This is a genomic window from Streptomyces mayteni (genome assembly GCF_054783955.1).
Genome location: NZ_BAAGPR010000154.1, coordinates 1 through 13,323, shown reverse-complemented (window position 1 = coordinate 13,323; position 13,323 = coordinate 1). Strand labels below are relative to the sequence as shown.

At 74.2% G+C, this 13,323-nt stretch carries 9 protein-coding genes; 1 reads left to right on the top strand and 8 read right to left on the bottom strand.

Annotation, left to right across the window (positions count from 1 at the left end):
- Positions 1-716 precede the first annotated feature (716 nt).
- Entirely contained in the window at positions 717-3,701 is a 2,985-nt protein-coding gene (locus ACYVPE_RS36645) for a helix-turn-helix transcriptional regulator (RefSeq protein WP_461038152.1), read from the bottom strand.
- 92 nt (positions 3,702-3,793) lie between these two features.
- Positions 3,794-4,000: a hypothetical protein gene (locus ACYVPE_RS36640; RefSeq protein ID WP_461038151.1), complete on the bottom strand. Its 207-nt coding sequence runs from the start codon at positions 3,998-4,000 to the stop codon at positions 3,794-3,796.
- Between the two features lie 611 nt (positions 4,001-4,611).
- On the opposite strand from ACYVPE_RS36640, the gene ACYVPE_RS36635 reads away from it, so the two are divergent.
- Positions 4,612-5,982, top strand: coding sequence for an endo-1,4-beta-xylanase (locus tag ACYVPE_RS36635; protein ID WP_461038150.1), 1,371 nt, complete (start codon positions 4,612-4,614; stop codon positions 5,980-5,982).
- Between the two features lie 66 nt (positions 5,983-6,048).
- Here the strand turns inward: ACYVPE_RS36635 and ACYVPE_RS36630 are convergent, their stop codons facing one another.
- From ACYVPE_RS36630 to gatC, 6 genes are all read right to left on the bottom strand, one after another.
- Positions 6,049-9,048, bottom strand: a complete 3,000-nt coding sequence (locus tag ACYVPE_RS36630; RefSeq protein ID WP_461038149.1) for a helix-turn-helix transcriptional regulator — start codon at positions 9,046-9,048, stop codon at positions 6,049-6,051.
- 95 nt (positions 9,049-9,143) lie between these two features.
- Complete coding sequence (locus ACYVPE_RS36625; protein WP_461038148.1) at positions 9,144-9,341, bottom strand: hypothetical protein; 198 nt, start codon at positions 9,339-9,341, stop codon at positions 9,144-9,146.
- Positions 9,342-9,551: 210 nt separating this feature from the next.
- A complete protein-coding gene (gatB, locus tag ACYVPE_RS36620) occupies positions 9,552-11,060 on the bottom strand; it encodes an Asp-tRNA(Asn)/Glu-tRNA(Gln) amidotransferase subunit GatB (protein ID WP_461038147.1) in 1,509 nt (502 codons plus the stop codon).
- Positions 11,061-11,106: 46 nt separating this feature from the next.
- Positions 11,107-11,343, bottom strand: a complete 237-nt coding sequence (locus ACYVPE_RS36615; RefSeq protein ID WP_461038146.1) for a hypothetical protein — start codon at positions 11,341-11,343, stop codon at positions 11,107-11,109.
- Positions 11,340-12,833: an Asp-tRNA(Asn)/Glu-tRNA(Gln) amidotransferase subunit GatA gene (gene gatA / locus ACYVPE_RS36610; protein ID WP_461038145.1), complete on the bottom strand. Its 1,494-nt coding sequence runs from the start codon at positions 12,831-12,833 to the stop codon at positions 11,340-11,342. Before gatA ends, ACYVPE_RS36615 begins: the two co-directional genes overlap by 4 nt.
- Positions 12,834-12,838: 5 nt before the next feature.
- Positions 12,839-13,135: an Asp-tRNA(Asn)/Glu-tRNA(Gln) amidotransferase subunit GatC gene (gatC, locus tag ACYVPE_RS36605; protein ID WP_132820995.1), complete on the bottom strand. Its 297-nt coding sequence runs from the start codon at positions 13,133-13,135 to the stop codon at positions 12,839-12,841.
- Between the last annotated feature and the right edge of the window lie 188 nt (positions 13,136-13,323).

Below are 13,323 nucleotides of genomic sequence, written 5' to 3'. Positions count from 1 at the left end.
CGAGTTGCAGGGCAGGCCGGCGGTTCGGTGGCCCCCGCCCACCCCGCCCCTTTTCGCGCTCCGCGCGGGGCAGGCCGCCGTGGGCCCGGGCCCACGGCCGCTGCGCCGCAGGCCCGCCAGGGCGGATGGCGAGCGCGGCACCGCCGCAGCCGGCCGGCGGCCGCCGCCGCGTTGATCCCCCACCCACCCTTCACCGCGCTCCGCGCGGGGTGGGCCCTGGCGGGCCTAGACCCGCGGCGGCTGCGCCGCCGGGCCGGTGCCGTGCTGGCCGCCCGCCAGGGCGGATGGCGAGCGCGGCACCGCCGCAGCCGGCCGGCGGCCGCCGCGTTGATCCCCCACCCTCCCCCAGCCCGGCTGCTGGGAGGTGCCCCCACAAGCCCTTCCCCACGCGGCGTGGGGCCGCCCGGGGGCCCGGCGGCTCCGCCGCCTGGCCGTGGCCGACCCGCTGCACGGATACGTTGCTCCCGCCCCTCATCGCGCTCCGCGCGAGGGGCCCTGCGGGCCCGGGCCGGCGCCGCGCTGCCGCGCGGATACGTTGTCCCCGCCCTCCCCTCAACCGCGCTCCGCGCGGGGCAGGCCCTCGCGGGCCTAGACCCGCGGCGGCTGCGCCGCCGGGCCGGCGGGGCGCGCCGGTGGCGGAGCCGCTCGGCTTCGGCTGGGACGCGGCAGCCCGTAAAGGGGTGGGGGGTGGGGGAAAACCCGCGGGGACGGGTCGGCTAGGTACCGACGAGGCCCAGGCGGTGGGCCAGCGCAGCTGCCTGGCCTCGGCCGGAGACTTCCAGCTTGGCGAGGATGTTGGAGACGTGCACGCTCGCCGTCTTGGGCGAGATGAACAGCTCCTCGGCTATCTGCCGGTTGGTCCGGCCCGCCGCCACCAGGGCCAGGACGTCGAGTTCGCGGCGGGTCAGGCCGAAGGAGTCGGGCCGGCAGGCGTCCTCGTCGGGCGACAGCGGCAGCCGGCCGCGTTGGGCCAGCCGCTCGGCCTCGGCCAACAGCGGGGCGGCGCCCAGCCGCTCGGCCTCGGCATGTGCCTCGGCCAACAGCTCCGCAGCCTGGTCGCGCTCGCCCTCGGCGAGCAGCGTCTCGGCCCAGCGCAGGGATATCCGCGCCCGCTCCCTCGGCCGGGGCAGGCCGTCGAAGGCGGCGGCGGCCGCCGCCCAGTCCGCCGGGCCTGCCGTGCCTTCGGCCCGCCGCAGCTCCGCCTCCACCATCAGCGCGTAGGCGCGCCACACCTGGTAGAACCCGGGCAGCGAGGCCGCGCACTCCCGGATTCTGGAGATCGCCGCCGCCTGCCCGGGCCCGGCGGCCGGGACGCCGCGGGACTCCGACTCGGCGACCGCGGCCGCGTCGAGCATCGGCCAGGTGTAGCGGCCGACGCCCGGCGCGAGGCCCACCGCCAGGGTCTCGGCGAGCAACCGGCGGGCGTCCAGGATCCGGCCCTGCTGGGCCGCGAAGCCGATGCGCGCCGTGGCGACCGGGTGGGCGTACTGCGGGGCCGAGACGTCGAACGCGTTGAAGTACTCGGTCATCCGCTCCAGCTCGGACTCCGCCGCCGCCAGGTCGCCCCTGGCGATGGCCAGCAGCGCGAGCCGCTTGGCCGCGATGGCGAAGGACACCGGTGTCTGGGCGGTGCGCCGTGACTCGAGGATCGCGGCCTCGCACTCGGCCCAGCGGCCCAGCGAGAACAGCGAGTCCGACCGGTTCCCGTGCAGCCAGGACTCGGTGTCGCGCAGCCCGTACCGGTAGGCGACGGGCAGGGCGTGGTCGGCGACCTCCACGGCCTCCTCCGACCGGCCGACCGCCTCCAGCATGGACCCCAGGTTGACGTAGCCGCGCTTGTGGACGCTGACCAGCTCGGCCTCTTCGGCCCGCCTGGCCGCCTCGCGCAGCACCGCGACGCCCTCCTCGCCCCGGCCGCCCTCGCCCAGCAGGCCGCCCCGGCTGATCAGCGCGTTCAGCTCGGACTCCTCGTCGCCCACCTGTCGGGACAGCTCGACGGCCCGGTCGGCGACGGCCACGCCCTCGGGGCGCGGGTCGAAGACGGTGCGCCAGCCGGCCGCCTCCGTCATCACATGGGCGTGCACGGGCGAGGGCGCGAAGCCCTCGAGCAGCTTCTGCGCCGTGCCGAGCTCGGGCCAGCCGTTGCCCTTGGCCAGGTTTCTGACAAGCCGGGACTTCTGCGTCCAGAACCAGGCGGCGCGCAGCGGGTGCTCGCGCTCGCCCATGTGCCGCATCGCCCGGTTGACCACGGCGAGGCCGCGCTCCGGCTCGCCGGCGCGGCGGGCCGCCACCGTCATCTCGGCGAGCAGGTCGAGGAAGCTCAGCTCCTCGTCGTCGCAGTCGCACAGCGGGTAGGACTCGACATCCGCGGCGAGCGGCAGGCTCTTCCTGACCCCGGGGGGCGCCTCGTCCCACACCTCGAGGGCGCGCTCGAGGAGGTGGAGCTGCTCGGCGTACGCGTGGCGGCAGCGCGCCGTGGCGGCGGCGCCGAGGATGGCGGGCAGCGCCTGGGCCGCGTCCCGCGCGTGGTACCAGTAGCTGGCGAGCCTGGCCGGCCGCTCGTCGATCCTGACCAGCTCGGGCTCGGCCTCCAGCGCCTCGGCGAACCGGCGGCTGAGCCGGGACCGCTCGCCGGGCAGTAGATCGTCGTCGACGGCCTCGCGGACCAGGGCGTGCCGGAAGCGGTAGGTGTCGTCCCCGTCGGCCCGGAGGATGGTGGCGCCCACCGCGGCGCGCAGGGCCTCGATCAGCTCGTCCTCGCCGAGCTTGGTGACCGCGCGCAGCAGGCCGTGCTCCACCTTGGAGCCGCCCTCGGCGAGGGTGCGGACGACGCGCTGTGCCGTCTCGGGGAGGGCCTCGACGCGGACCAGCAGCAGGTCGCGCACCGAGTCGCTGAGGGAGCCAGGACCGCCGCAGTCGTTGGCGGTGGCCAGCTCCTCGACGAAGAACGCGTTCCCGTCGGAGCGGAGGTAGACCTGGTCGAGCTCGCGGTCGGAGGGCGCGGCGCCCCGGATGCCGGCGAGCTGGCCGCGCACCTCCTCCCGCGTGAAGCGGTCGAGCTCGACGCGGCGGACCGTGCGCTGCCTGTCGAGCTCGGCGAGGAAGGGCCGCAGCGGGTGGCGGCGGTGGATGTCGTCGGAGCGGTAGGTGATGAGCAGCACCACCCGGCAGTGGTGCAGGGAGCGGAAGAGGTAGTCGAGCAGCCCGCGGGTGGAGCGGTCCGACCAGTGCAGGTCCTCGATGACCAGCACCAGGGTGCGCTCCGCGCCGAGCGCTTCGAGCAGCCGGGCGGTGAGCTCGAAGAGCCTGGCCCGCTCGTCCTCGTCACGCCCGGCGCGGGCCGCCGGGGTGGGGCCGCCCAGCTCGGGGAGCAGCCTGCCGAGCTCGCCGCCGAACCCGGCGGCGGCCTCGGCCAGCTCCTCGCCGAGCTGGCGGTTGAGCGCGCGCAGCACGGTGGAGACGGGGGCGAACGGCAGGCCCTCGGCGCCGACCTCGACGCAGGCCCCCTCGGCGGTGACGGCCCCCGCCGCCCTGGCCTCGGCCAGGAACTCGTCGACCAGGCGGCTCTTGCCCACCCCGGCCTCGCCGCCGATCAGCACCGCCTGCGGCTCGCCGGCCGCCGCCAGGGAGAGGACCTCCGTGAGGAGGGCCCGCTCGGAGGCGCGGCCGACGAAGACGGGGCTGACGGTTCTGATGTGCATGTTCCGCAGGATCGCATACGGCTCTGACAATGGGCCCGGCATTTCGTTCAGGATGCTGTCGTTCACGATGCTGTCGTCCACGGTGCCGTCGTTCACGCCCTGGCTCCCCGCCCGCGCAGGCCGAGCAGCCGGCCCCTTACCGAGTCCCGTCGGTTCACCCGCCCCTCGGATTCGTTCGCCCGGGACGCGGTCCGGCGGGCGGCGGCGCCCCGCCTGGCCTCGTTGGCCAGCCGCTCCCGCGCGGCCTCCTGGTGGAGGGCGTCGATCCGGCTCTGGACGGCGTGCAGTTCGTGGTACATCGGGTTCTCCCGCCTCGGTGGTCCTAGTGGTGATGTCGCTGTTCTCGCGATGTCTCCACACTCCTCGCCAAGGAGGGGGCGCCACATCGGGAACGTTGCGCACCTTGCCGCCCGGTGGGGGCCTTAGGCGGCCCGTCTGGGTGCCCTGGCCGCCTAAGGCGGCGCGGCGCGCACCGCCCCACCGAAAGACTTCCGAAGCATTCACCGAAAATTATCGGCGCAGGAGCGGGTAGGCCGACAGCTCAAGGGAGAAAATGCCCAGGTCAACGCCGCGTACCGGAAGCCTGAGCGACACTCCATACTCCTCAGACGCCCCGTCACCCACCTTCAGGTCCGAAAGTATTCCGAGACCCGGATTTCCACCCGGCCGACCGACACCACCTGCGGCGAATCGTCGAACGCCCTTCGAAGCAGGTCACAGGCGATCTACAGAAGTTCACCGGCCGGAATTCCGCTCGGAAAAATTCCGGAAGGATCCGTTGACGGGCCGCGACACCAGGCGCATACTCCCCTTCGATCGTTGCCGAACGCCATGGCGCCGTCGCTCTCCGGGACGTGAGCACGGCTCCTTAGCCGCGGCAGTCAATCCACCCATCCACCGAGGGGGAGCAATGATCAGCCCATCCTCAGGGCTCGCACGCGCCAGACGCGCGCTGGTCGTGGCCACGGCCGGCCTGCTCGCGGCCGCCGGCCTCATCGCCCTGCCGAGCACCGCGAGCGCCGCCAGCACCCTGGGCGCCTCGGCGGCCGAGCGCGGCCGCTACTTCGGCACCGCCGTGGCCGCCAACCACCTGGGCGAGGCGGCCTACGCGTCCACGCTGAACGCCGAGTTCAACAGCGTCACGCCCGAGAACGAGATGAAGTGGGACGCCATCGAGCCCAGCCGCAACTCGTTCACCTTCGGCAACGCCGACCAGATCGTGAACCACGCGCGGAGCCGCGGCATGCGGGTCCGCGGCCACACCCTGGTCTGGCACTCGCAGCTGCCGGGATGGGTCGGCGGCCTCGGCGCCAGCGACCTCAGGGCGGCGATGACCAACCACATCAACCAGCTGATGGGCCGCTACCGGGGGCAGATCCACTCCTGGGACGTCGTCAACGAGGCGTTCGTGGACGGCAACAGCGGCGCCCGGCGCAGCTCGCCGTTCCAGGACCGGCTGGGCAACGGCTACATCGAGGAGGCGTTCCGCGCCGCCAGGTCGGCCGACCCCAACGCCAAGCTCTGCTACAACGACTACAACATCGACGGCGTCAACGCGAAGAGCAACGCGGTCTACAACATGGTCAGGGACTTCCGCTCGCGCGGCGTGCCGATCGACTGCGTCGGGCTCCAGTCGCACTTCAACAGCGCCTCCCCGGTGCCGAGCGACTACCAGGCCAACATCCAGCGGTTCGCCGACCTGGGTGTCGAGGTGCAGATCACCGAACTGGACATCGCGGGCTCGGGCACCGCCCAGGCCGACAGCTACACCCGGGTGGTCAACGCCTGCCTGGCCGTCTCCCGCTGCACCGGCATCACGGTGTGGGGCGTCACGGACAAGTACTCCTGGCGGTCGGGCGACACCCCGCTGCTGTTCGACGGCAACTACAACAGGAAGCCGGCGTACACGGCGGTGCTCAACGCCCTCAACAACGGCTCGGGCGGCGGAGGCGGGGGCGGGGGCGGGGGTTCCGCGAGCTGCTCGGTGACCTACGCGGAGACCCAGCGCTGGGGCGACCGGTTCAACGGCCAGGTGACCGTCACGGCCGGCTCGGCGCCGATCAACGGCTGGACGGCGACCGTGACGCTGCGCTCGCCCCAGCAGGTGTCGACCACCTGGAACGGCACCCCGTCCTGGAGCGGCGGCGGCACCGTGCTGACCATGCGGCCCAACGGCAACGGCTCGCTCACGGCCGGGGCGTCCACCAGCTTCGGCTTCACCGTGATGGCCAACGGCAACTGGACGGCGCCCACGCTCGGCTCCTGCGTGGCCACCGCCTGACGGACCGCCACCCCCCACGGGCGCGGCGGCGGCGCCGACCGCCGCCGCGCCCACCTTCCCCGGAACTCAGCCCTCGACCGGGATCGGCACCAGACGCAGCCGGTGGGCCAGCGCCGCCGCCTCGCCGCGGCCGGAAACCGCCAGCTTGGCCATGATGTTGGAGACGTGCACGCTGGCCGTCTTGGGCGCGATGAACAGCTCCTCGGCTATCTGCCGGTTGCTCCGGCCCAAGGCCACCAGGGCCAGCACGTCGCGCTCGCGGCGGGTCAGCCCGAACGCGTCGGCCGGGTCGGGTGACTCGGCCGGCTCGGGCGGGAGCAGTGAGAGCCCGGCCCGCGCCGCGAGCCGTGCCACCCGCTCGCGCAGCGGCGCCGCGCCCAGGGCCAGGGCGGTCTCCCCGGCCTGCCGCAGCGACTCGGCGGCGCGCTCCCGTGCCTCGGGGCCGCCCTCGGCGAGCAGCGCCTCGGCCCAGCCGAGCCGCGCCACCGCCAGGTGGTGGGGCAGACCGAACGGTTCGAGTGCCTCGACCGCCTCGGCCCAGAGGCCAGGGGTGTCCCGGGTCTCGGCCCGCTTCAACTCCGCGTCGACCAGTTGTCCGAGCGCCGCCCACATCGGCCTCGCCCGGGGCGTGGGGGCCATCGCGCGCCTGATCGCCGCCACCGCCGCGGGCCGGCCAGGATCGGCCGCGGGCAGCCCGCGGCTCTCGGCCTCGGCCATGGCCGCCACCAGGAACACCTCCCAGGCGTGGTAGGCGGTGAACGGTGGGAAGCCGATCGGCACCGCGGCGGCCAGCGCCGCCCTGGCGTCCTCGATCCGGCCCTCGGCCGCGGCGACCCCGACCTCGAGGCGGGCGAGGTTGACCACCATGCTCGGATTGAGGTCGGGGGTGTCGATCTCCGCGCGGGTGGCGGCCAACGCCTCGTTGGCCGCCCCGGCATCGCCCCGGAGCCAGGCCAGATGCCCGGCCGCCAGCCGTGCGCCCGCCCGCGGCCTGACGTCCCGCGCGTGGCGCAACGCGGCCTCCGTCGCGGCCGCCGCCTCCGGCCAGCGGCCCGTCGCGATCAACACCTCTGCCTGGTTGGCCCAGAGCCAGCCCTTGGTGTCCTCCAGGCCGTAGCGGTCGGCGATCTCCATCCCCCGCGCCATTGCCTGGCACGACCTTTCCAGCTCACCGACCTCGGCCAGGGTCGCCGCGAAGTTGACCAGGCTTCGGGACATCAGGCCGATGTTCCCGGCCTCGACCACCCGCTCGATCACCGCGCTCATCTCGGCCAGGCCGCCGGAGACGTCCCCCGAGTCCGTCATCACACAGCCGAGGGTGAGCCGCGCGTACAGCTCGGTGTGCTCCGCGCCCACCAGACGGGCCATCCGCACCGCGCGCTCGGCCATCGCGTACAGCTCAGGGCCCGGCAGCTCGAGCGTGCCGCGCGCCGCCACCTGGGCCAGGATCTGGGCGTGCACCACCGAGGGCGGCAGGCCCCGCACCAGCTCACGCGCCCGGTCGAGCTCGGCGGCGCCCTCGTGCAGGCTGAGGCCGCTGCGGGCCCGGGAGCGCTGGAGCCAGAACCAGGCGGCGCGCAACGGATCCGCCCGCTCGTCGAGCACCCGCACCGCCCGCCGGCTGAGGGCCAGCACCCGGTCCTTCTGCTCGGAGAGCACGGCGGCCATGGTGGCCTCGGCGAGCAGGTCAGGATAGTCCACCGGCCGGCCGGGGACCTCGGGCTCGGGGTACGCCCAGATCGACTCCACGGGACGCAGCCCGACGAGCACGGGCTCGGGGACCGCCTCCCACACCTCGAGCGCGCGCTCGAGCAACCGCAGTTGCTCCGCGTAGGCGTAGCGCCGGCCGGCCTCCGTCGCGGCCGCGAGGACCGCGGGCAGCGCCCTGGCCGCGTCCCCCGCGTGGAACCAGTAGCTGGCCAGCCGGGCGGCCCGCTCGCTCGCCGGCACCAGGCCGTGCCCGGCCTCCAGCGCCTCCGCGAACCGGCGGTTGAGCCGGGAGCGCTCGCCGGGCAGCAGGTCGTCCACCACGGCCTCGCGCATCAGCGCGTGCCGGAACCGGTAGCCGTCGCCGTCCTCCGTGGGCACCAGCAGGTAGCCGCCCACGGCAGACCGCAGCGCGGCGAGCAGCTCGGGCTCCGGCAGCCTGGCCACCTCGGCCAGCAGCACGTGCTCCACGGAGGAGCCGGCCTCGGCGACGATCCGCAGCAGCTCCTGCACCCCCTCGGGCAGCGCCTCGACGCGCACCAGCAGCAGGTCGCGCAGCGACTCGCTGAGCCCGCGCCCGGCGCCGCCGTTGGCCGTCAGCTCCTCGACGAAGAACGGATTGCCCTCCGAGCGCTCGAACACCGAGCGGGCCAGGGCGGGCTCCGGGGTACCGCCGGTGATGCCGGCCATCTGGGCCACCACCTCGGCGTCGCTCAGCCGCGCCAGCTCCACCCGCCGGACCGAGCGCAGCCGGTCGAGCTCGGCGAGGAACGGGCGCAGCGGGTGGCGGCGGTGCAGGTCGTCCGCCCGGTAGGTGGCCAGGATGACCAGCCGGCTGCGCTGCACCGAGCGGAACAGGTAGCCGAGCAGCTCCCGGGTGGAGCGGTCGGACCAGTGCAGGTCCTCGACGGCCACCACCAGCGGCCGGTCGGCGGCCAGCCGTTCGAGCAGCCGGGCCGTCAGCTCGAAGAGCCGCATCCGGTCCAGCGCGTCTCCCGAGGCGCCGCGGGTCTCGCCCAGTTCCGGCAGCAGCCTGGCCAGCTCGCCCTCCTGCCCGGTCGCCGCCTCGGCCAGCTCGGGGCCCAACTGCCGGTACAGGGAGCGCAGGATCGCGGCCACCGGCGCGAACGGCAGGCCGTCGGCGCCCAGTTCGACGCAGGAGCCGACGGCGGTGACGGCGCCGGCCGCGCGGGCGGCCGCCAGCACCTCGTCCAGCAGGCGGGACTTGCCGATGCCCGCCTCGCCGCCGATCACACAGGCCTGTGGCTCCCCGCGGCCGGCCCGGGCAAGCCCGGCCGCCAGCTCGGCCAGCTCGCTGGCGCGGCCGACGAACACGGGGCTGACCCGACGGCTCTCCACGGTTCCGAGAATGGCATGTCGGACTGACACCCCGGTACCGCTTATCGCCCCTGGCAGAGCGGCCCAGGTCGGCGGCCCGCCGGCCAACCGGTGGCTCACGCCACCGTCGTCCAGCCGGACGCCCGGCCGGACACCCGGCCGGCTGGCGCGGGCTCCGCCTCCTCGTCCGCCGCCCGTTCGTCCTCCTGGGCGGCGGCCCCGGTCGCCGCCCGGTGTTCCTCGGCGGCCCGTTGGAGCTCGGCCGCACGCTGTCGGTGGAGTTCGAGCCCGAGCTGTTGCTCGAGTCCTGTCACGGTGGTCCTCCCCTGGGTCGGCTGTCCTCCAGCTGACTCGAGGCTCCTCTCCCAGGGGGGTGGCCCGCATCGGGCGGCCGCCGCGTTCCGCCGGCCCGCGCGGCTTAGACGAAGGCCCCGGGCGAGGTGCCCGGGGCCTTAGACGCGAGGGTCGGGACCGCCTTAGCCGCGGCCGGCCGCCTTACCCCGCCTCGATCGAGGTGGACCGCGTCACTCGGTGACGCCCAGCCGCTCCAGGATCAGCTCGCGGGCCCGGGCCGCGTCGGCCTGGCCCCTGGTCGCCTTCATGACCGCGCCGACCAGCGCGCCGGCCGCGGCGGTCTTGCCGCCCCTGATCTTGTCCGCGACGGCCTGGTTGGCCGCGATCGCCTCGTCGACGGCGGCGCCGAGCGCGCCCTCGTCCTTGACGATCCGCAGCCCGCGCCGCTCGACGACCTCGTCGGGGCCGCCCTCGCCGGCCAGCACCCCGTCGATGACCTGGCGGCCCAGTTTGTCGTTGAGCTCGCCGGCGGCGACCAGCGCCGCCACCCGCGCCACCTGCGCCGCGGTGATGGGCAGCATGGACAGCTCGACGCCCTGCTCGTTGGCTCGGCGGGCCAGCTCGCCGAGCCACCACTTGCGGGCGGCCGCCGCGTCCGCGCCGGCCTCGATGGTGGCGACGATCGACTCGACCGCGCCCGCGTTGAGCGCCGACTGCATCTCGTGCGCCGAGATGCCCCACTCCTCGCGCAGCCGGCTCCGCCGCGCCAGCGGGGTCTCGGGCAGCTCGGCCCGCAGCCGCTCCACCCACTCCCGCTCGGGGGCGATCGGCACCAGGTCGGGCTCGGGGAAGTAGCGGTAGTCCTCCGCCTCCTCCTTGACCCGGCCCGAGGTGGTGCTGCCGTTCTCCTCGTGGAAGTGCCGGGTCTCCTGGACGATGGTGCCGCCGTCGCCGAGCACCGCCGCGTGCCGCTGGATCTCGAACCTGACGGCCCGCTCCACGCTGCGCAGCGAGTTGACGTTCTTCGTCTCGCTGCGGGTGCCGAACTTCTCCCGGCCGTGCGGCCGGAGCGAGACGTTGACGTCGCAGCGGAGCTGCCCCATCTCCATCCGCGCCTCGGAGACGCCGAGCGACCTGATCAGCTCGCGCAGCTCGGCGACGTAGGCCCTGGCGATCTCGGGGGCCCGCTCGCCGGCGCCCTCGATCGGCTTGGTGACGATCTCGATCAGCGGGATGCCGGCCCGGTTGTAGTCGAGCAGCGAGTGCAGGGCGCCGTGGATCCGGCCGGTGGCGCCGCCGATGTGGGTGGACTTGCCGGTGTCCTCCTCCATGTGGGCCCGCTCGATGCCGACCCGGAAGACCTCGCCGTCGGCCAGCTGGACGTCCAGGTAGCCGTCGAACGCGATGGGCTCGTCGTACTGCGAGGTCTGGAAGTTCTTCGGCATGTCCGGATAGAAGTAGTTCTTCCGGGCGAACCGGCACCATTCGGCGATCTCGCAGTGGAGCGCGAGGCCGATCCGGATGGCGGACTCGACGCCGGTCGCGTTGACGACCGGCAGCGATCCCGGCAGGCCGAGGCAGGTGGGGCAGGTCTGCGAGTTGGGCTCCGCGCCCAGCGTGGTGGCGCAGCCGCAGAACATCTTGGTCTTGGTGCCGAGCTCGACATGGACCTCAAGGCCCATGACGGGGTCGTAGGACGCGAGCGCGTCCTCGTACGACACCAGGTCAGTGACGGTCACGGGAGAAGTACCTCTCGGATGCGTGCGTGGCTTGCGGCGCGGTCGGTCAGTCGCGCTCGTCGGCGAGGACGGCGCCCTCGTCCTGCGCCATCCGGCGCAGTTCGCGGGCGAGCAGTGCGACGCCGGTGACGATGGCGGCGGCGGAGATGACGGCGTCGGCGAGCCTGAGCTTGTCGCCCTCGCTGCGCGCCTCGCGCAGCTGGCGGGCCACGCCGACCGCGCCGAACACCGTGGTGCCGATGGACAGGTAGGTGCTGGCCTTGGACTTCGGCTTCTTGCTCATAGCGCGGGCGCCTCCTCAAGGATCGGGTGTCCCCAGCGTGCCTGGAACGCGGCCTCGACCGCCGCTCCGACGCGGTAAAGCCGATCATCGGCCATCGCCGGTGCGATGATCTGCAGACCGACCGGAAGCCCGTCCTCGTCGGCCAGGCCGCACGGCAACGACATCGCGGCGTTGCCCGCCAGGTTCACCGGGATGGTGCACAGGTCGGCGAGGTACATCGCCATCGGGTCGTCGACCCGCTCGCCGATCGGGAACGCGGTGGTCGGGGTGGTCGGCGACACGACGACGTCCACCTGCTCGAACGCCCGGCCGAAGTCGCGCGCCACCAGGGTGCGCACCTTCTGGGCGCTGCCGTAGTAGGCGTCGTAGTAGCCGGAGGACAGGGCGTAGGTGCCGAGCATGATCCGCCGCTTCACCTCGGCCCCGAACCCGGACTCGCGGGTGAGGGAGGTGACCTCCTCGGCGGACCTGGTGCCGTCGTCACCGACCCGCAGCCCGTAGCGCATGGCGTCGAACCTCGCCAGGTTCGAGGAGCACTCGGACGGCGCGATCAGGTAGTACGCGGCCAGCGCCTTGTCGAACGAGGGGCAGGACAGCTCGACGACCTCGGCGCCAAGCTCGCGCAGCAGCTCGACGGACTCGTCGAAGCGGTTCAGCACCCCCTGCTGGAAGCCCTCGCCGCGGAACTCCCTGACGACGCCCACCCGCAGGCCCTGGACCGAACCGTTCCTGGCGGCGTCGACGACGGGCGGCACGGGCGCGGCGATCGACGTCGAGTCCAGCGGGTCGTGGCCGGCGATCACCTCGTGCAGCAGCGCCGCGTCCAGCACGGTGCGGGCGCAGGGGCCGCCCTGGTCGAGGGAGGACGAGAAGGCCACCATGCCGTAGCGGGAGACGCCGCCGTAGGTGGGCTTGACGCCGACGGTGCCGGTGACGGACGCCGGCTGCCTGATCGAGCCGCCGGTGTCGGTGCCGATGGCCAGCGGCGCCTGGAACGCGGCGAGCGAGGCCGCGGAGCCGCCGCCCGAGCCGCCGGGGATCCGGGTGAGGTCCCAGGGGTTGCCTGTCGGGCCGAACGCGCTGTTCTCGGTGGACGAACCCATCGCGAACTCGTCCATGTTGGTCTTGCCGAGGATGACGACCCCGGCGGCCTTCAGGCGCTTCGTCACGGTCGCGTCGTACGGCGGGACCCACCCCTCGAGGATCCTCGAACCCACGGTGGTGGGCACGCCCTCGGTGGTGAAGATGTCCTTCAGCGCGAGCGGCACGCCGGCCAGCGGGCCGAGCTCCTCGCCGCGCGCCCGGCTCTCGTCCACGGCGCGTGCCTGGGCGAGAGCGCCCTCGCGGTCCACGTGCAGGAAGGCGTGCACCTTCTCGTCGACGGCGTCGATCCGCGCCAGATGGGCCTCGGCGACCTCGACGGCGCTGACGCTGCCGTCGGCGACGCGGGCGGCCAGCTCGGCGGCGGTGAGATGAATCAGATCGGCCACGGCGGTCACTCCTCCCCCAGGATCTGCGGCACCTTGAAACGCTGCTGCTCCTGCGCGGGCGCGCCGGAGAGCGCCTGCCGCGGGGTCAGGCTCGGCCTGACCTCGTCGGGGCGCGTCACGTTGGTGAGCGGCAGCGGGTGGGAGGTCGGCGGTACGTCCTCGTCGGCGACGTCGGCGACGCGGGCGACCGCGCCGATGATGTCGTCGAGCTGTCCGGCGAAGTGGTCGAGCTCCTCGTCGGTCAACTCCAGACGCGCCAGCCGGGCGAGGTGGCCGACCTCCTCGCGCGTGATGCCAGGCATGTGGCGATCCTCTTGCTCGTCGCGGGCTGGTTTCGGGCCCAATCCTATGGCCGTGCGGGACCGGGCCGCGCCGCGGTTTCCCCCGGCGGCCTTCCCCCCGCCCACCCACCCCTTCTTCCCCCCCTCCGCGGGGGCCCGGCCGCCCGGCCCGGGGAGGGGCGGGCCCTGGCGGGCCCGGCCCGGGCGGC